This window comes from Streptomyces sp. NRRL B-3229, assembly GCF_000719505.1.
Lineage (GTDB): Bacteria > Actinomycetota > Actinomycetes > Streptomycetales > Streptomycetaceae > Streptomyces > Streptomyces griseorubiginosus.
Genome location: NZ_JOGP01000008.1, coordinates 348,121 through 366,365 on the forward strand (window position 1 = coordinate 348,121; position 18,245 = coordinate 366,365).

General features: G+C 70.8%; 16 protein-coding genes. 9 read left to right on the forward strand and 7 right to left on the reverse strand.

Annotated elements, in window-relative coordinates; translation table 11 throughout:
* Positions 1-58 precede the first annotated feature (58 nt).
* From IF54_RS0115865 to ybaK, 3 genes are read left to right on the forward strand one after another with little or no spacing between them, the layout of a single operon-like run.
* Complete coding sequence (locus IF54_RS0115865) at positions 59-1,066, forward strand: hypothetical protein (protein WP_030318926.1); 1,008 nt, start codon at positions 59-61, stop codon at positions 1,064-1,066.
* A gap of 11 nt (positions 1,067-1,077) precedes the next feature.
* Positions 1,078-1,818, forward strand: coding sequence for an LON peptidase substrate-binding domain-containing protein (locus tag IF54_RS0115870; protein ID WP_030318928.1), 741 nt, complete (start codon positions 1,078-1,080; stop codon positions 1,816-1,818).
* A 17-nt stretch (positions 1,819-1,835) separates the two neighbouring features.
* Positions 1,836-2,336, forward strand: coding sequence for a Cys-tRNA(Pro) deacylase (gene ybaK, locus IF54_RS0115875; RefSeq protein ID WP_030318933.1), 501 nt, complete (start codon positions 1,836-1,838; stop codon positions 2,334-2,336).
* Positions 2,337-2,498: 162 nt separating this feature from the next.
* On the opposite strand, the gene IF54_RS0115880 is transcribed toward ybaK, so the two are convergent.
* From IF54_RS0115880 to IF54_RS0115895, 4 genes are all read right to left on the reverse strand, one after another.
* Positions 2,499-3,176, reverse strand: a complete 678-nt coding sequence (locus IF54_RS0115880; protein ID WP_078851989.1) for a DUF2567 domain-containing protein — start codon at positions 3,174-3,176, stop codon at positions 2,499-2,501.
* A 34-nt stretch (positions 3,177-3,210) separates the two neighbouring features.
* Complete coding sequence (locus IF54_RS0115885) at positions 3,211-4,035, reverse strand: ABC transporter permease (RefSeq protein ID WP_030318937.1); 825 nt, start codon at positions 4,033-4,035, stop codon at positions 3,211-3,213.
* A 73-nt stretch (positions 4,036-4,108) separates the two neighbouring features.
* Positions 4,109-5,083, reverse strand: a complete 975-nt coding sequence (locus IF54_RS0115890; RefSeq protein ID WP_030318940.1) for an ABC transporter ATP-binding protein — start codon at positions 5,081-5,083, stop codon at positions 4,109-4,111.
* A gap of 120 nt (positions 5,084-5,203) precedes the next feature.
* Positions 5,204-6,424 (reverse strand): NYN domain-containing protein, encoded by a 1,221-nt coding sequence (locus IF54_RS0115895; protein ID WP_030318942.1) that lies wholly within the window; start codon positions 6,422-6,424, stop codon positions 5,204-5,206.
* Between the two features lie 224 nt (positions 6,425-6,648).
* Between IF54_RS0115895 and IF54_RS43010 the strand changes: the two genes are divergently transcribed.
* The gene (locus tag IF54_RS43010; RefSeq protein ID WP_162952126.1) at positions 6,649-6,813 is read left to right on the forward strand and encodes a hypothetical protein; all 165 of its coding nucleotides are present in this window, start codon (positions 6,649-6,651) and stop codon (positions 6,811-6,813) included.
* A gap of 138 nt (positions 6,814-6,951) precedes the next feature.
* Here the strand turns inward: IF54_RS43010 and dnaE are convergent, their stop codons facing one another.
* The gene (gene dnaE, locus IF54_RS0115905; protein WP_030318945.1) at positions 6,952-10,491 is read right to left on the reverse strand and encodes a DNA polymerase III subunit alpha; all 3,540 of its coding nucleotides are present in this window, start codon (positions 10,489-10,491) and stop codon (positions 6,952-6,954) included.
* Between the two features lie 203 nt (positions 10,492-10,694).
* Here dnaE and IF54_RS0115910 point away from each other — a divergent pair, with 203 nt between their 5' ends.
* The 4 genes from IF54_RS0115910 to IF54_RS0115925 all read left to right on the forward strand — a co-directional run bounded on the left by IF54_RS0115910 (position 10,695) and on the right by IF54_RS0115925 (position 15,458).
* A complete protein-coding gene (locus tag IF54_RS0115910) occupies positions 10,695-12,020 on the forward strand; it encodes a DUF2252 domain-containing protein (protein WP_030318947.1) in 1,326 nt (441 codons plus the stop codon).
* A 94-nt stretch (positions 12,021-12,114) separates the two neighbouring features.
* Positions 12,115-12,807 carry a hypothetical protein gene (locus IF54_RS0115915; protein ID WP_030318948.1) on the forward strand — a complete coding sequence of 231 codons (693 nt, stop codon included), beginning with the start codon at positions 12,115-12,117 and terminating at the stop codon, positions 12,805-12,807.
* A gap of 95 nt (positions 12,808-12,902) precedes the next feature.
* Entirely contained in the window at positions 12,903-13,718 is an 816-nt protein-coding gene (locus IF54_RS0115920) for a thioredoxin domain-containing protein (RefSeq protein WP_030318949.1), read from the forward strand.
* Between the two features lie 84 nt (positions 13,719-13,802).
* Complete coding sequence (locus IF54_RS0115925; RefSeq protein WP_030318951.1) at positions 13,803-15,458, forward strand: alkaline phosphatase D family protein; 1,656 nt, start codon at positions 13,803-13,805, stop codon at positions 15,456-15,458.
* Between the two features lie 42 nt (positions 15,459-15,500).
* On the opposite strand, the gene IF54_RS0115930 is transcribed toward IF54_RS0115925, so the two are convergent.
* A complete protein-coding gene (locus IF54_RS0115930) occupies positions 15,501-16,070 on the reverse strand; it encodes a dienelactone hydrolase family protein (protein WP_030318953.1) in 570 nt (189 codons plus the stop codon).
* A gap of 128 nt (positions 16,071-16,198) precedes the next feature.
* On the opposite strand from IF54_RS0115930, the gene IF54_RS0115935 reads away from it, so the two are divergent.
* Positions 16,199-17,323, forward strand: a complete 1,125-nt coding sequence (locus IF54_RS0115935; RefSeq protein WP_030318956.1) for a mechanosensitive ion channel family protein — start codon at positions 16,199-16,201, stop codon at positions 17,321-17,323.
* A gap of 123 nt (positions 17,324-17,446) precedes the next feature.
* On the opposite strand, the gene IF54_RS0115940 is transcribed toward IF54_RS0115935, so the two are convergent.
* On the reverse strand, positions 17,447-18,187 hold the full coding sequence (locus tag IF54_RS0115940) for an SDR family NAD(P)-dependent oxidoreductase (RefSeq protein WP_030318959.1): 741 nt from the start codon (positions 18,185-18,187) through the stop codon (positions 17,447-17,449).
* Between the last annotated feature and the right edge of the window lie 58 nt (positions 18,188-18,245).

Below are 18,245 nucleotides of genomic sequence, written 5' to 3' on the forward strand. Positions count from 1 at the left end.
TACAACTTTCCACGAGTTGCACGTGCGCACTGGCGCGACCCGGAACCGCGGTCTTTCAATGGTCGACACCATGGCTCTGCTGCCCCCCTTCCGCGCGTCGCGGAGACCCCCCTACCTCACCGGCGGACTGATCGCCGACGACGAGGTACTGCTCGACGCGCCCGACGACCGGCTCGGACCCGCACTGGTCGCCGCCGGACAGGGCTCGTACGAACGCGCGTCCCGGCTGCTCGCCGCGACCCGCCAGGACGCCGCCTGGGAGCTGCGCGACCGGTACGTCCGGCGGCTGGCCGCCTTCGCCCGCTCCCGCTCCGAGTGGTACGACACCTGGCGTGCCGAGGCCCCGCAGGACGTGGACCGGCTGCTGCTGGGCGCACAGCTCGCGGTGGACCGGGCCTGGGACTCACCGGCCCGCGCGGAGCTGCTGCGCGAGGTGAGCCCGCTGATCACGGCCGCCGCGCGCGGGGAGGACCGCGACCCGGTGCCCTGGCGGCTCGCGCTGGACCACGCCCGCGGATCGCAGGCGGGTCCCACCTACTTCGGCGAGCTGTGGGAGGCGGCCGTGCGCCGCGCCCCGCTCCACTACGGCTGCCACGTGGCCGCCCTGCGCTATCTGGCCACCTCCTGGCGCGGCTCGCACCGGGAGTGCTTCGACTTCGCCGAGCGGGCCGCCCAGGACGCCCCGGCCGGCTCGCTCGTCCAGGCACTGCCCGCGCGGGCCACGCTGGCCTGTCTGACCGAGGGCGCCGGCAACGCGGTGGCGCGCGAGCGGACGGACGCGGCGGCGGACCGGGCGATCGAGCTGTCCGCCACGTTCGCGGCGGCCGACCCGTGGCCGGCCGAGATCCGCAACAAGCTGGTGTTCGTCCTGGTGCGTCTCGGCCGCTGGACGGACGCGCTGGACCAGCTGCGCATGATCGGCCCGTACGCCACCTCGTTCCCTTGGAGCGGGGAGTCCGAGGACCCGCTCGGCCGGTTCCTGGAGGTCCGCGAGGAGGTCCGGCGGCACGCCTTGATCCATCCACGGAGTGAGCACGGGGGACGTGTCCGCTCCGGAGGCCATTAGGCTTTGGCGCCGTGACCACCGTGCGGCTCCCGCTCTTCCCCCTGAACTCAGTGCTGTTCCCGGGGCTGGTGCTTCCTCTCAACGTCTTCGAGGAGCGCTATCGCGCCATGATGCGCGAACTGCTGAAGACGCCCGAGGAGGAGCCGCGCCGGTTCGCCGTCGTGGCGATCCGCGACGGCCACGAGGTGGCGCCCAGCGCACCGGGGATGCCGGACCCGACGGCCCTGCCCGAGCGCGGTCCGGCGACCGGCTTCGGCGAGGACCCGATCAATGCCTTCCATTCCACCGGCTGCGTGGCAGACGCGGCGACGGTACGGGAGCGTCCCGACGGCACGTTCGAGGTCCTGGCGACGGGCACGACCCGCGTCCGGCTGGTGTCGGTCGACGCCTCGGGCCCGTATCTCACGGCCGAGCTGGAGGAGCTGGAGGAGACGGCGGGCGACGAGTCGGGACCCTTGGCCGAAGGGGTGCTCAGGGCCTTCCGCCAGTACCAGAAGCGCCTGGCGGGGGCGCGGGAACGCTCCCTGTCGAGCGGTGCGGAGCTGCCCGACGAGCCCTCGGTGCTGTCCTACCTGGTGGCGGCGGCGATGATGCTGGACACGCCCACGAAGCAGCGGCTGCTCCAGGCCCCCGACACCGCGTCCCGCCTCCGCGACGAACTGCGGATCCTGCGCGCGGAGACGGCGATCATCCGTAACCTTCCGTCGTTGCCCGCGTCGGACCTGACGCGCGGCCCGACGAGTCTGAACTGAGCCCGGGGAAGCACCAGATGCCGAAGAAGGCGAAGAAGCAGCAGCCGGGAGGCACCCCCGCGACGGTGGCCCTGACCACCGCGGGAGTCTCGTTCACGGTCCACGCCTACGACCACGACCCCTCCCACCCGTCCTACGGCGAGGAGGCGGCCGAAGCGATGGGGGTCTCCCCGGACCGCGTCTTCAAGACACTCGTCGCGGACGTGGACGGCACCCTCACGGTGGCCGTGGTCCCGGTGGCGGGCTCCCTCGACCTGAAGGCCCTGGCGACGGCGGTGTCCGGCAAGCGGGCCGCGATGGCCGACCCGACCCTCGCCGAACGCACCACGGGCTACGTCAGGGGCGGCATCTCCCCGCTCGGCCAGCGCAAGAAGCTCCCCACGGTCCTGGACGCCTCGGCCTCCGCCCACGCCACGATCTGCGTCTCGGCGGGCCGCAGGGGCCTGGAGGTCGAACTCTCCCCCACGGACCTCACCCACCTCACCGACGCCACCCTGGCCCCCATCGCCCGCGCCTGACCCCTCGACGGGACGCCCTTCCTCGACTAAGCAGAAGAGACATGTCGAAGAAGACCCGCAAACGCAAGTGGCGCACGAAGAAGGGCCGCAGCAACCACGGCAGCCGCCCGGCGTAGTCACGGGGCGGGGTCGAAGGGGCGGCGGGGGGCGAGAAGAACTCCCCTACTGCACGGGCGCCCCGTGCCCGTCGTCACGTACGACCGCCCCGTACCCCGGCTCGGGATCCCGCGGGCCGAACAACGCCGTGAGCCCCAGATGCACGACCAGGCCCGCGAACGACCAGACCAGCAACGCCCCCTTCGCCCCCAACCGCAGCGGCGCGGAGAACGTCACCCCCTTGCCCACCGACTTCGCGTGCGCGAGCACGTCCGACGTGGGTCCCAGCCACATCCCCACCCGCCACGCGAGCAGCGACCCCAGCAGCCCTCCGACGGCCAGCCCGACCACCAGCGGCACCCCGCCCCGCCGTCGCCAGAGGAACACGGCCAGCGCGCTCAGCAGGCCGAACGCGAGCGCCAGCAGCGTGAACGTTCCGTCCACTCCCACCGCCTGCTCGCCCTCGGTGTCCTTGAGATAGACGACCCAGCTCCCCCGCTCGTCGACGTCCCCGACGAGCGGCACATGCGGCGCCAGCCACCACCACAGCACCCCGAGCAGCGCCCCGAGGACCGCCACACAGACCGTGATCACCGCGGCCTCCCGCAGCTCGGTCCTCATCCCGGGCCCATCGTGCCCGTACCCGACGTCGGAAGGAGTCGCGTACCCGGCGTCAGGAACCTGCCACGCGTCGTGCGAGGAGGGTTCGTGCGGCGGCGGAGGAGGAGTCAATGGTGCGGTCACCCTGACATCGTGCCAGGCCCGCCTGTGCGGCGCGTCACCGGACGGCCGCCCGACGGTAGGCCCAGGTGGCGACGGCCAGCGAGACCACGCCCACGCCCCCGCACACGGCGAGGTCCCCGAGCACGAAGGCCCAGTCGGGATGCGGTCCGAAGGTCCGTGCGAAGGCCTCGACGCCGTAGGTCGACGGCAGCAGGTCCCGGGCGAACCGCACCACCTCGGGCATCCGGTCGGCGGGCAGCACCCCGAGCAGCAGCGCGGCGGACATGCCGAGCTGTCCCAGCAGCGTGGCCAGTTCCGGCCGGGGCGCGAGCAGCCCGAGAGCCGCCCCCAGCCCCGCCAGGGCCGCACCCGCCAGCGGGATCACCGCCACCAGCACCCACAGATGCGCCAGCGGCAGCCCGAACAGCACACACCCGAAGACGGCGGTCACCACGGTCCCGGGCACGGTGAAGGAGGCGTACGCGCCCGCCGCGCCCAGCACCACGGCCGCGGGCGGCACCGGCAGGGTGGCGTAGTGGTCGAGCCCGCCGCTCGCCCGCAGCTGCCCGAAGTACTGCGCGAGCAGGTTGAGCGCGACGAAGGCGACCACGAGCACCGAGGCACCGGCGACCACGGACTGCGCCTCGCCGCCGCCGTCCACGACCCCCCGCATCAGGATCATGATCCCGATGGACTGGAAGGTCGCCACGAACAGCAGCGGGATGCGGGCGACCCGCGCGCGGGACAGCTGCGCGCGGTACACGGCCGCCAGCGAGGGCCACAGCCGGGCGCGGGGCCCCAGCTCGGCGGCCCCGTCCCGGTCCGTCTCCTCGGCGGCCAGGGCGCCGCCGGACAGGATCCCGGCGGGTACGACACTCACGTGGCTCTGCTCCTCTTCGCTCCGGCACTCGCCCTGTGACGTACGGATACGGCAGTCCCCGTACTCAACGTGCTCATGCCTTCACCAGCCCCTGCTGCGCAGCGCCGCCCAGCGCGAGGTACACGTCCTCCAGGCTGGGCGTGGCGAGCGTGAAGTCGTCCAGCGCGGCGAACGCGGCCCCGCCGGTGACGGTGGCGACGACCGCGCGGGCCTCCTCGGGGGCGAGCCGCAGGGTCCAGCGGCGCCCGGCGGCCACAGCCCGGTCCTGGAGGGCGGCGACCTCGGGGACGTGCAGCGGAGCCGCCTCGCGCCACACCAGGTCCACCCGGACCTCCCCGGCGACCTGTTCCTTGAGACCGGAGGGCGTGTCGCAGGCGATCACACGGCCCTGGTCGAGGACGGCGACCCGGTCCAGGACCGTCTCCGCCTCGATGACGTTGTGGGTGACGAGGAGCACGGTGGCGCCGTGCTCGGCCCGTCGCCGGTCCACGGCGGACCACACCGCGCGCCGCGCCACGGGGTCCATTCCGGTGGTCGGCTCGTCAAGGACGAGCAGCGGCCGCTCCCCCACCAGCGCGGCCGCGAAGCACGCGAGCCGCCGCTGGCCGCCGGACAGCTTCTTCAGCGGCCGCCCGGCGATCGGCGTGAGCCCGAGCTCGTCGAGTACGGCGTCCCGCTCGGCCCGCGCCTGCCTGGCCTCCAGCCCGCGCAGCCGTCCGGTGGTCTCGGCGGCGAGGGAGACGGTCAGTTCGTCGAGGGCGCTGGACTCCTGGCCGAGGTAGGCGAGGATCCGCGAGGCCCGGTCCGGGTGGCGCACGATGTCGTGGCCGAGGATCTCGACGCTGCCGCTGTCGGGCCGCATCAGCCCGGTGAGCTGCCGTACGAGGGTGGTCTTGCCGGCGCCGTTGGGCCCGAGCAGCCCGAAGATCTCACCCCGGCGGATGTCCAGGCGTACGTCGTCGGTGGCTCGCACCTCGGGTGTTCCCGGGGCCCCGCGCCGCCCGCGCACCGCGGGATAGGTCTTGGTCAGCCCGCGCACCGCGCACACGACATCACCACGGTGTCGAAGTGCCGGGGCAGCGCGCGTACTCACAAGGGACGAGACTACGGGGTCGGGAGCGCTCCGCCGTTCCCGGGGCGCCCCTCATACCGAAATACACCGCAAAACTCACTCACCGGCGGAGGCGTGTTCCGCGGCCGTCCGGGCGTCGATCTCCCGCCAGAACCCGGCCCGGATGGCGTAACGGTCGTGCTCGTCGATCTGGTCGTCCTTGTGCGCGAGCAGCCCGAACCGGGCCGCGTAGCGGAGCAGCTCGCCGTCGATCCGGTGCGGCACCCGCGGGTACATCCCGGACAGCCGCTGGAGGTGCGCCTGGTCGCCCAGCCGCTCCATCCACCGCCGGGCGAAGACCTGCCCGACCTCGAAGGGGTCCCCGCCGACCGTGGTGATGTCCTCCTCCCGGTCGGCCCACCGCTGTTCGGCGGAGGTGAGCTGGGCGAGGGTCGGCATGGACGCCACCTCGGGCGGCTCGGCGGCGGCTCCGGGCCGGTCCACCCAGCCCTTGTCGGAGGACCAGCGCAGCGTCGCGCTCGCGGGGTGCTGGGCGGGCTGGGTGCCGGGGGCCCGCAGCGCGGCGAGGTCCTTGGGGGTGGGCACCCCCTTGGGCGCCGGCACCCTCTCCTGCGTGCCGTTCTCCGAGGGGGCGCCCGCCGGGGCGTGCTCGGTCTCCTCCTCGGTCCGCTCGGGCGCCCGGGAGAGCGCGGACTCGGGCAGCGGCGCGGAGAGGATCGCGGCGATCTCGGGGCGCGGCACGGGCGGCGGCGCGCACACCCCGCCGAGGTCCTTCGCGCGGACGGCCTTGGTGATCCACGTACGGTCGAGCACCCGCCGTTCGTCCGCCTCGGCGACCAGGTCCTCCGACTGGTTGTAGTCCCCGTCGGCGGCCTGCACGGCCCACAGGTGTACGGCGACGCCGTGCTCCTTGGCCGCCATCATGCCCGGCAGCAGGTCCCCGTCGCCGGTGACGAGGACGACGTCGGAGCAGGCGCGGTTGCGGGCCAGTTCGGTGAGTTCGGCGTGCATGGCGGCGTCCACGCCCTTCTGGGCCCAGCGTCCGTCGCTGCGGGTCAGGGCGCCGAGCCGGACGGTGACCCGGGGCATCACACGCAGCCTGCGGTGCTCGGGCTGCGGGACGCGGTCGGGGGCGCCGTCGAACCAGTAGATGCGCAGCAGGGGCCGTTCCGTGTCGGACTCGGCCCGGTCGCGCAGCCCTTGGACCAGGGCGGCGTGGTCGACGGTGATGCGGGAACGGGAGGGCTCCCCGGCAAGGAGACTGGCGGCGGCCCCCAGCAGATACCCGGCGTCCACCAGGACGATGCAGCGGTCCACGCTTTCCACCCTCTTTCCGGGAGGTTTGCTTCGGGCTTGCTTCGAGTCTGCCCGACCGCACGGGGGTTAACGGCCCGAACTCGATCTTCGGCGTGGCGTTTCGGGGCATCGCCGCGCGACATTCCCTGTCACACACGGTAATTATCCGAAATGCGCCTCTTGCCAGCCTATGTGAATCTGGTCCCGGCCCTGGCCCCTAGATCCCCCTCAGGAGGCAGATCCCCATGGCCAAGAACAAGAAGCAGAACCGCAAGCAGCCGCAGTCCGAGCGTGGCCCGCAGGCACCGCAGCACTCCGCGATGGAGCCGCAGTCCGAGCAGCACGCCACGCAGGTCACTCCCGGCGATGTCGCCCGCAAGGGTCGGCAGAAAAGCTTCGGCCACAACTGACATGTGCATAAAGGGTTGTTGAGACCCGGGTACGTCAAGGGCCGTTGAGGCCCTGGGCACGAGGGCCCTTGAGGCCCAGGTACACGAAGGGGCGCACCCGATCCGGGTGCGCCCCTTCGCACACTCTCTCAACCCGCCTCAGCCCGCCAGGCAGGCCGGGCCCAGCAGCACCTTCAGATCGCCGAACAGCGCCGGATCCGGCTTGACGCGATGCTTGTCCAGCCGCAGGACCGTCGTCTTGCTGGGCCCCTGGAGCCTGATGCGGACCTCGCTCTCGCCCTTGTGGTGGCTGAGGATCTCCCCGAGCCTGCTGACCATCGGCGGGGTGACCTTCAGGGCCGGGATGGTGAGGATCACCGGCGCGTTGGTGCCCGCGTTGGACAGGTCGGGGACCTGGAGCTCCATGGCGACCAGACGGGGCACGTCCTCCCGCTTGTCGAGGCGGCCCTTGACGAACACCACGGCGTCCTCGACGAGTTGGGTCGACACCAGCTGGTAGGTCGCCGGGAAGAACATGCACTCGATGGACCCGGCGAGGTCCTCGACGGTGGCGATGGCCCAGGCGTTGCCCTGCTTGGTCATCTTGCGCTGGAGGCCCGAGATGATGCCGCCGATGGTGACGACCGCGCCGTCCGCGTGCTCACCGCCGGTGAGCTGGGCGATGCCCGCGTCGGCCTTGTCGGAGAGCACGTGCTCCAGACCGAAGAGCGGGTGGTCGGAGACGTAGAGACCGAGCATCTCCCGCTCCTGGGCGAGCAGATAGGTCTTGTCCCACTCGTCGGTGGTGAACTCCACGTCGAGTCCGAAGCCGGGCTCGCTGTTGTCCGCCTCGCCCATTCCGCCGAAGAGGTCGAACTGGCCCTCGGCCTCCTTGCGCTTGACCGCGACCACGTTGTCGATCATGGTGTCGAAGTGCGCGGTGAGGCCCTTGCGGGTGTGCCCCATGGTGTCGAACGCGCCCGCCTTGATCAGCGACTCGGTGGTGCGCTTGTTGCAGGCCACCGCCTCGACCTTGTCGAGGTAGTCGGGGAAGGAGGCGTACTTCCCCTTGGCCTTGCGGCTGCGGATGATCGACTCGACCACGTTGGTGCCGACGTTGCGCACCGCTTCGAGGCCGAAGAGGATCACGTCGTCGCCCTGGGCGGCGAAGTTGTGCTCGGACTCGTTGACGTTCGGCGGGAGCACCTTGATCTTCATGCGCCGGCACTCGTTGAGGTAGACGGCCGACTTGTCCTTGTCGTCCTTGACCGAGGTGAGCAGCGCGGCCATGTACTCGGCCGGGTAGTTGGCCTTGAGGTAGGCGGTCCAGTAGGAGACCAGTCCGTACGCGGCGGAGTGGGCCTTGTTGAAGGCGTAGCCGGCGAAGGGGACCAGGACGTCCCACAGGGCCTGGATGGCCTCGTCGCTGTAGCCGTTCTTCTGGGCGCCGGCCTGGAAGATGGTGAAGTTCTTCGCGAGTTCGTCGGGCTTCTTCTTGCCCATCACGCGGCGCAGGATGTCGGCCTCGCCGAGCGAGTACCCGGCGATGATCTGGGCGGCCTTCTGGACCTGCTCCTGGTAGACGATCAGGCCGTAGGTGACCGCGAGGACCTCCTCGAGCGGCTCCTCCAGCTCCTTGTGGATCGGGGTGATCTCCTGGCGGCCGTTCTTGCGCTCCGCGTAGTTGATGTGCGAGTTCATGCCCATCGGGCCGGGCCGGTAGAGGGCCGAGACGGCGGAGATGTCCTCGAAGTTGTCGGGCTGCATCTGGCGGAGCAGCGAGCGCATGGGGCCGCCGTCGAACTGGAAGACGCCGAGGGTGTCGCCGCGGCAGAGCAGTTCGAAGGTCTTGGGGTCGTCCAGCGGCAGGGCGAGCATCTCCAGGTCGATGCCCTTGTTGGCCTTCACCATCTTGATGGCGTCGTCCATGATCGTGAGGTTGCGCAGGCCCAGGAAGTCCATCTTCAGCAGGCCGAGCGACTCGCACTGCGGGTAGTCCCACTGCGTGATGGTCACGCCGTCGGTGTGCCGCACCCAGATCGGGGCGTGGTCCACGATGGGCTCGCTGGACATGATCACGCCGGCCGCGTGCACGCCCATCTGCCGGACCAGGCCCTCGACGCCCTTGGCGGTGTCGATGACCTTCTTCACGTCCGGTTCGTTCTCGTACATCCCGCGGATCTCGCCGGCCTCGTTGTAGCGCGGGTGCGAGGGGTTGGTGATGCCGTCGAGGTCGATGCCCTTGCCGAGGACGTCGGCGGGCATGGCCTTGGTGAGCCGGTCGCCCATCGCGTACGGGTAGCCCAGCACGCGCGCGGAGTCCTTGATCGCGTTCTTGGCCTTGATCTTGCCGTAGGTGCCGATCATGGCGACCTTGTCGGCGCCGTACTTCTCCGTCACGTACCGGATCACCTCGACGCGCCGACGCTCGTCGAAGTCGATGTCGACATCGGGCATGGAGACGCGCTCGGGGTTGAGGAACCGCTCGAAGATCAGGCCGTGCGGGATCGGGTCGAGGTCGGTGATGCCCATGGCGTAGGCGACGATCGAGCCGGCCGCGGAGCCTCGGCCGGGTCCGACCGCGATGCCGTTGTTCTTGGCCCACATGATGAAGTCGGCGACCACGAGGAAGTAGCCGGGGAACCCCATCTGGATGATGACGTCCATCTCGTAGTCGGCCTGCTTCTGGCGGTCCTCGGGGATGCCGCCGGGGAAGCGGCGCTCCATGCCCCGGCGGACCTCCTCCTTGAACCAGGTGACCTCGGTGTAGCCGTCGGGGATGTCGAACTTCGGCATGAGGTTCTTGGCCTCGAACATGCCGGTGGTGTCGACCATCTCGGCGACCAGGAGGGTGTTGGCGCAGCCCTCCTGCCAGGCGTCCGAGGAGTCGACGGCGTACATCTCCTCCGTGGACTTCAGGTAGTAGCCGGTGCCGTCGAACTTGAAGCGGTCCGGGTCGGAGAGGTTCTTGCCGGTCTGGATGCACAGCAGGGCGTCGTGGGCGGTCGCCTCGTGCGCGTACGTGTAGTGCGAGTCGTTGGTGACCAGCGGGGGGATGCCGAGCTTCTTGCCGATCTCCAGGAGGCCGTCGCGGACCCGGTGCTCGATCTCGATGCCGTGGTCCATCAGCTCCAGGAAGTACCGGTCCTTGCCGAAGATGTCCTGGTAGTCGGCGGCCGCCTTCAGGGCCTCGTCGTACTGGCCGAGCCGGAGCCGGGTCTGGAGCTCGCCGGAGGGGCAGCCGGTGGAGGCGACGATCCCCTCGGACCACTGGGAGATCGTCTCCTTGTCCATCCGGGGCCACTTCTGGAGCCAGCCCTCGGCGTACGCGTCGGAGGAGAGCTTGAAGAGGTTGTGCAGGCCGGTCTTGTTCACGGCCCACATCGTCTTGTGGGTGTAACCGCCCGAACCGGAGACGTCGTCCCGCTTCTGGTGCGGCTGGCCCCACTGGATCTTGCGCTTGTTGCGCCGGGACTCGGGGGCGACGTACGCCTCGATCCCGATGATCGGGGTGACCCCGGCCTTCTTCGCGGTGTGGAAGAAGTCGTACGCCCCGTGGAGGTTGCCGTGGTCGGACATGGCGATGTGGGTCATGCCCATCTCGTTGCACGCGTTGAACATGTCCTTGAGCCGCGCGGCACCGTCCAGCAGGGAGTACTGGGTGTGGACGTGCAGGTGCGTGAACGGCGGCTTTGACACGGCGTGGCCTCCATGGAAAACACTCGGCGACTGGCGGGCGGACAGTTCCGGGAACAGCTCGGAAGTCTATGCCTCGGCACTGACACTCAAGGGGCCGCCCCGCGTACCTTCACAACGAGGGTCGCGGGCACTTTCCCCCGGGCCCGCCCGTTGGACAGACGACAGAAACGCTGTCGTACACATGCACCAGGAGGCATTCCGCGATGTCGGTACCGCAGCTCAACGACGAGCACCGCGGCGAGGAGATCCTCGCCGTCTTCGACACCGCCTTCGGCGAGCTCCTGGCCGCCGACCCGGCAGCGTTCCGCGTGAAGTTCCGCAAGATGGCGGCCTCGGCGTTCGCGTTCTACCGCGGCACGGCGTGCCTCTTCTACCACGACCTGGACGCCGAGAAGCGGGGCGGCCCGTACCTGGACGAGCGCACCTCGCGCGTGTGGATCCACGGCGACCTGCACGCGGAGAACTTCGGCACGTACATGGACGCCAACGGCCGGCTGATCTTCAACGTCAACGACTTCGACGAGGCCTATGTCGGCCCCTTCACCTGGGACCTCAAGCGCTTCGCCGCCTCCGTGGCACTGATCGGGTACGCCAAGGCGCTCGGCGACGACCAGATCAGCGAGCTGGTGCGGGTGTACGCGGCCGCGTACCGCGAGCGGATCCACGCGCTCGCCACCGGCGCCAAGAGCGACGAGGTGCCGCCGTTCACGCTGGACACCGCCGAGGGCCCGCTGCTGGGCGCGCTGCGCGAGGCCCGCGCGCTGACCCGGTTCGGACTGCTGGAGTCGATGACGGAGATCCGCGACTTCGAGCGCCGCTTCACGGAGGGCGGCGGCTCGGTCGAGCTGGACGCGGCCACCCGCTACAAGGTGCTGGCCGCGTTCGACGGCTATCTGGAGACCCTGCCGGAGGCCAGCCTGGACCGCCCGGACTCCTACCGCGTCAAGGACGTCGTCGGCCGCCGGGGCATCGGGATCGGCTCGGCCGGGCTGCCGTCGTACAACATCCTCCTGGAGGGGCACACCGACGCCCTGGAGAACGACGTCGTCATCTACATCAAGCAGGCCCAGACCCCGGCCGTCTCCCGGCACATCACCGACCCGGAGATCCGTGGCTACTTCCAGCACGAGGGCCACCGCACGGTGATCTCCCAGCGCGCTCTCCAGCAGCACGCCGACCCGTGGCTGGGCTGGACCGAGCTGGGCGGCGCGGGCCAGCTGGTCGCCGAGATCTCGCCGTACGCCGTGGATCTGGACTGGAGCGACATCGACGACCCGGAGGAGATCGCGGCCGTCGTCGCCGACCTCGGCCGGGCGACCGCCACCATGCACGGCGCGGCGGACGACCAGTCCGGCGAGTCCCTGGTGCCCTTCTCCACGGAGCGGGCCATCGACGCGGCGATCGCCGCCGACGAGGACGGCTTCGCGGAGCTCCTGGTCGACTTCGCGCACAGCTACGGCGCACGCGCGCGTGCCGACCACCAGACCTTCGTGGACCTGTTCCGCAACGGCCGCATCCCCGGCCTGTGACCGGGGCCATACCATCGTCGTCGATAACGATAGGGCCGCGCACAGGGACCCTTTAGGGGTGCCTTACAGGCCCGCGTGACACACTCTCCACGCTATGGACATATCCGGGACCCAGCTACGAGCGCTCCGCGCGGCGCTGTTCACGGCGCTCGTCGTGACGCTCAGCACCACGTCGCACGTGCTGCTGTCCCGGGCTCCCCTGCCGTTGAACACGGTGGCGGCGGTCGGCGTCGCCGTGTTCGCGCTCGCCTACCTGCTGGCCGGCGGGGAGCGCGGCTTCGGGCGGATCGCCGCCGTGCTGATCCCGCTGGAGCTCGCCGCCGACACCGTCTTCACCACCGGCCAGCACGTCTGTTACGGCGCCGCCGGCGGCCCGGTCGCCGGTCCGCTGCGCTCGGTGGGCTGGGACGTGTTCTGCGGCGACGGCACCAGCGTCGGATCGCCGCTGGCCCGGATGACCGGCACCGACACCGACCGGCTCGGCGGCCTGCTGGCCCACGCCGATCCGCAGACCGCGTGGCTGCTGCTCGGCGCCCACGTCTCGGTCGGCCTCCTCGCGGCCGCCTGGCTGCGCCGCGGCGAGCGGGCCCTGGCCCAGCTGCTGCGGGCCGTGGCCGCCACCACCTTCCGGCCGCTGCTCCTCGCGGCCGCCGCGCTGACCGTGCGCTCGGCGCCGGAGCCGGCCCGCCCGGCGCGTCCCGGCCGCCGTACGGCCGTCGCGCTCGACGAGATCCTCGCGCACTCCCTGGGACGGCGTGGACCGCCGTGCTCGGTCGCTGCCGTCTGAGCCTCACCGCTCCCGCAGCACCTGAGCACCACCAGTCCCGACCCACGTATCCCCGCACACGACGTGTGCGCGTCCCCTTGATGGAGAACACCACCATGAGCAAGCGGAACAGCCAGCAGGCGAAGACCGCCGCCCGCGAGCGGCTGCGGCAGGAGCGCGAGCGCCAGGCCAAGCGCGACAAGATGAAGCGTCAGCTCATCGTCATCGGCTCCATAGTCGGCGTCCTGGCGATAGCCGGCGGCATCAGCTACGCGGTCGTCCAGGGCAACAAGCCCGGCTACTGGGAGGCGGCCAAGGACGACAAGCTCGTCAAGCCGGCCAACTCCACGGGCACCAACGGCACCACGGTCGTCATCGGCAAGAGCACCGCCAAGAAGACCCTGGTCATGTACGAGGACCCGCGCTGCCCCGTCTGCGCGCAGTTCGAGCAGACCGTCGGCTCGACCGTCGACAAGGACGTCGAGGACGGCAAGTTCAAGATCCAGTACGTCGGCGCCACCTTCCTCGACGGCAACCTCGGCGGCGAGGGCTCCAAGAACGGCCTCAGCGCCCTCGGCGCCGCGCTGAACGTCAGCACCGACGCGTTCCTGAAGTACAAGACCGCGATGTACTCCACGAAGTGGCACCCGGAGGAGAGCGGCCCGGACAAGTTCAAGGACGACTCCTACCTGATCAAGATCGCGCAGACCGTCCCGGAGCTGAAGGACAACAAGACCTTCCAGGACGCCGTGAAGAACGGCACCTACGACAAGTGGGCCCTGGACATGTCCGACAAGTTCAACAAGGACGGCGTGAGCGGCACGCCGACCCTGAAGATGGACGGCAAGACGCTGACCGGTCCCGACGGCAAGAGCGCGCCGATGACGGTGGCCGACTTCAACACCGCGCTCGCCGCGGCGCTGAAGGGCTGAGTCCCGCACACTTCGGGAAAAGAGCGGGCGGACTTTAACGAGTTCGCCCGCTCTCGTTCATACCGATCAGTAACCTGATCGGCCGTGACTAGTAGACAGAGAACAGCCGACAGCAACTCCCTGTCCCCTCGCCGCCGTACGGTCGTCAAGGCCGCGGCGGCGACCGCTGTCCTGGCAGCCCCGCTCGCCGCCGCGATACCGGCCCGCGCCGCCGAGGCCCCGGCCTTCCTGCACGGCGTCGCCTCCGGCGACCCGCTCCCGGACGGCATCCTGCTGTGGACCCGGGTGACCCCGACCGCCGAGGCGGTCCCCGGCTCCGGGCTCGGCCCCGACACCGAGGTCGCCTGGACGGTGGCGAAGGACAAGGCCTTCACGAACGTCGTCGCCAAGGGTTCGGTGACCGCGACCGCCGCCTCCGACCACACCGTCAAGGCGGACGTGCGCGGTCTCGCCCCCGCGACCGACTACTGGTTCCGCTTCTCGGCCGGCGGCACCGACTCCCCGGCGGCGCGCACCCGCACCGCGCCGGCGGCGGACGCCCCGGTCACCAACCTCCGTTTCGGCGTCGTCTCCTGCGCCAACTGGGAGGCCGGCTACTTCTCCTCGTACCGCCATCTCGCGGCCCGCGGCGACCTGGACGCCTGGCTGCACCTGGGCGACTACATCTACGAGTACGGCACCGGCGACTACGGCACCCGCGACACCGTCGTACGGCAGCACGCGCCGACCCACGAGATCCTCACCCTCGCCGACTACCGGATCCGGCACGGCAAGTACAAGACGGACCCTGACCTCCAGACCCTGCACGCGGTCGCCCCCGTCGTCGCGATCTGGGACGACCACGAGTTCGCCAACGACGCCTGGTCGGGCGGCGCCGAGAACCACACCGAGGGCGCGGAGGGCGCCTGGACTGCCCGTCAGGCCGCCGCCAAGCAGGCCTACTTCGAGTGGATGCCGGTCCGCCCCGCGCTCGCCGGCACCACCTACCGCCGGCTGCGCTTCGGCAAACTCGCCGACCTCTCCCTGCTCGACCTGCGGTCCTTCCGCTCCCAGCAGGCCGCCGTGGGCAACGGCTCGGTCGACGACCCGGACCGTACGATCACCGGGCGCGCCCAGCTCGACTGGCTGAAGGCCGGCCTGAAGTCGAGCGACACCACCTGGCGGCTGGTCGGCAACTCCGTGATGATCTCGCCGTTCGCGATCGGCTCGCTCTCCGCCGACCTGCTGAAGCCGCTCGCCGAACTGCTCGGTCTGCCGAAGGAGGGCCTCGCCCTCAACACCGACCAGTGGGACGGCTACACCGACGACCGCCGCGAACTGCTGGCCCACCTGCGTTCCAACGCCATCCGCAACACCGTCTTCCTGACCGGCGACATCCACATGGCGTGGGCCAACGACGTGCCCGTGGACGCCGGGACCTACCCGCTGTCGGCCTCGGCCGCCACGGAGTTCGTGGTGACCTCGGTGACCTCCGACAACCTCGACGACCTCCTGAAGGTCCCCGAGGGCACGGTCACCGCGCTCGCCGCGCCGGTCATCCAGCTCGCCAACCGGCACGTCCACTGGGTCGACACCGACCGCCACGGGTACGGCGTCCTGGACATCACCGCCGACCGGGCGCAGATGGACTACTACGTGCTGTCCGACAAGACGAAGGCGAACGCGACCTCGTCCTGGGCGCGTTCGTACCGCACGCGGACCGGCACGCAGAAGGTCGAGCGGACGTACAGCCCCGTCTAGAGCCTCCAGAACCTTGGAGCCCATGGAACCTTTGGAACCCGCTCAGAGGCTGTCGAGGAAGCCGAGGGCCACCCGCCAGGTGGCCTCGGCGGCCTCCTCGTCGTAGTCCGGCAGGCCGGGGTCGGTGTAGAGGTGGCCGGCCCCGGCGTATCGGTAGACCTCGACGTCGGCGCCGGTGCGGCCCATCTGGAGGTACCAGGCGCTCAGCCAATCGTCGGTCTCGAACGGGTCCGGCTCGGCCACGTGCAGCTGGACCGGCAGTTCGTCCGCGGTCGCGTTCGGCGCGATGTCCGAGGTGCCGTGCAGGAGCAGCAGGCCGCGGGCCCGCTCGTCGCCGAGGGCGAGGGTCTGCGCGATGGAGGCGCCGAGCGAGAACCCGGCGTAGACGAGGCCGCGCTCGGAGTAGGGGGCGGCCGCCAGGACGGCCCGCTTGAGCAGTTCGTCCTTGCCGATCTCCTCGTTGAAGGCCATGCCCTCCTCGACCGTGTCGAACGTGCGCCCCTCGAAGAGGTCCGGCGTCCACACCTCGTGCCCGGCCTCCCGCAGCCGGTCGGCGGCCTGGCGGACGGCGGGCCTGAGTCCGTAGGTCGAGTGAAAGAGCATGATGTTCATGAGGCCATGGTGCCAGCCGGGACCGACAGTGCCGTTTCTCACGGGCGGCGAGCGGGGCCGGGGCCCTACCCACTTCGCGGCAGAAGTCACATGTTCATGCCCCCGCCGGGCCGGTTAGGTTCGGGGTCATGGAGAACGTACTCCGCCCACTGATCGTGGTCGGCGGCTCCGTGCTGCTCACCCTGCTGATCGGCTGGGCCACCGACCGACTGCTGCGCAAGGCCGACAACCGGCACAGCGAGACCCCGTTGTGGGGTCTGCTGCGCCGTGGCCGCATCCCCTACATGCTCGTGCTCTGCGCGGCCATGCTGAGAGGGTCGTACGACCAGGTGCGGCCGCTGCAACGGCACAACGCCGGCATCGGGCAGACGCTGACCCTGATCCTCATCGGGGCGACCGCCTGGCTGGTGATCCGGATCGCCGCCGCCGTCGTGGAGACGACCTACAGCCGCTATGCGCGCGCCCACCACGACGCCGCCCGGGTCCGCCGGGTGCGCACCCAGGTCACGCTGATCATGCGGGTGGTCGCCGCGACGGTGGGCGTGGTGGCAGTGGCAGCGATGCTGCTCACGTTCCCCGCGATGCGCGCGGCCGGCGCCTCGCTGCTGGCCTCCGCCGGAATCCTCGGCATCGTCGCCGGTGTGGCCGCCCAGTCCACGCTCAGCAACATGTTCGCCGGGCTCCAGATCGCCTTCGGCGACATGGTGCGCATAGGCGACACCGTCGTGGTGGACGGCGAGTGGGGCACCGTCGAGGAGATCACCCTGACCTTTCTGACGGTCCGCACCTGGGACGAGCGCCGGATCACCATGCCGGTGTCGTACTTCACCTCGAAGCCGTTCGAGAACTGGTCGCGCGGCACCCCGCAGATGACCGGCATCGTCTACTGGCACGTCGACCACACGGCCCCGGTGGAGCTGATGCGCGAGCGGCTGCGGGACATCCTGCGCGAGTGCCCGGCCTGGGACGGCCGCGACTACGGCCTGGCCGTCACCGACACCACCCCCAACACCATGCAGGTACGGGCCCTGGTGACCGCCAAGGACGCCGACGACATCTGGACGGTCCGGGTCACGGTCCGCGAACAGATGCTCCGCTGGCTCACCGACCACCACCCGTACGCCCTCCCCAGGGTCAACACGGCGGACGCGACACTGGCCCCGGGGTTCCACCGGGTCAACGGCAACGGCAACGGGAGGGACGGCGACTCGTCCCGCCACGCCCACGAGCTCCCACGAACGGGCCGCGGCTGACTTGGCGGTTCATGGTGGCGCAGGTTCCCTGCACCCGCTCAGGGGCGCGGGGCTGTATCGATTTGCGGCTCCGCCGCGCGGGCGCGACCAGCCACCACGAACCCGCACCCGCCCACCGACCGGTCAATGCCCCCTCTCCGCACCCCCATTGACCTGCACAACCTGAGAAGTCACATGCCCAGCCCCCACTGACGCCAGCCAATGCAGCGTGGCGGCGACATCCCCCGGCGTCCCGGCCCGCCCGGTGGCCGTGTCACCGACCAGCCGCTCCCGCCGAGCGGGATCGATCGCCGCCCCGAAGAACTCCGTGTCCTCGACATACCCCGGCGCCACCACGTTCGCCGTGATCCCCCGCGGCCCCAACTCCCGCGCCAGATCGTGCGCGTACGGATGCAACCCCGCCTTCGCCGCCCCGTACGCCCCGCTCCCGGACCCCCGGTACGCGGCGATGGAGCTGACGAACAGCACCCGTCCGCCCGGCGAGGCGAGCCGCTCCTTCAGCCCTTCGGTGAGCAACACCGCGGTCAGCAGATTGAGCCGGAAGTTCACGGTCCAGTCGTGCGCGACGGCGTCGAGCGCGTCCCCGCCCTCCAGGGCCGGTTCCAGCTGCCCGTTCCCCCCGGCACTGTGGATCAGCACGTCCACGGCCCCCAGCTCCCGCTCCACGAACCCGACGACCCCGCGCACCGCGTCGACGTCGGCGAGATCGGCGGCGTACGTCAACGCCCCCGGCACCCCGGCCTGCTCCAGCACCTCGGCGCGCCGCCCGAGCAGCAGCACCCGGTCCCCTTCCGCGGCGAACACCTGCGCCGCCGCGAGCCCGATCCCCGTACCGCCACCACTGATCACCACATTGCGAGCCATGGGTGGACCCTACAAACCGTCCCCCGGCCGCCTCACCCCGATTCACCCGGCCTTCGCA

Excerpts from the sequence above, each read along its gene's own strand:
- IF54_RS0115920 (WP_030318949.1), top strand. The coding sequence starts at position 12,903 with ATGAGCAAGCGGAACAGCCAGCAGGCGAAGACCGCCGCCCGCGAGCGG.
- IF54_RS0115910 (WP_030318947.1), top strand. The coding sequence starts at position 10,695 with ATGTCGGTACCGCAGCTCAACGACGAGCACCGCGGCGAGGAGATCCTC.
- IF54_RS0115935 (WP_030318956.1), top strand. The coding sequence starts at position 16,199 with ATGGAGAACGTACTCCGCCCACTGATCGTGGTCGGCGGCTCCGTGCTG.
- IF54_RS0115915 (WP_030318948.1), top strand. The coding sequence starts at position 12,115 with ATGGACATATCCGGGACCCAGCTACGAGCGCTCCGCGCGGCGCTGTTC.
- IF54_RS43010 (WP_162952126.1), top strand. The coding sequence starts at position 6,649 with ATGGCCAAGAACAAGAAGCAGAACCGCAAGCAGCCGCAGTCCGAGCGT.
- ybaK (WP_030318933.1), top strand. The coding sequence starts at position 1,836 with ATGCCGAAGAAGGCGAAGAAGCAGCAGCCGGGAGGCACCCCCGCGACG.
- IF54_RS0115865 (WP_030318926.1), top strand. The coding sequence starts at position 59 with ATGGTCGACACCATGGCTCTGCTGCCCCCCTTCCGCGCGTCGCGGAGA.
- IF54_RS0115940 (WP_030318959.1), bottom strand. The coding sequence starts at position 18,187 with ATGGCTCGCAATGTGGTGATCAGTGGTGGCGGTACGGGGATCGGGCTC.
- IF54_RS0115930 (WP_030318953.1), bottom strand. The coding sequence starts at position 16,070 with ATGAACATCATGCTCTTTCACTCGACCTACGGACTCAGGCCCGCCGTC.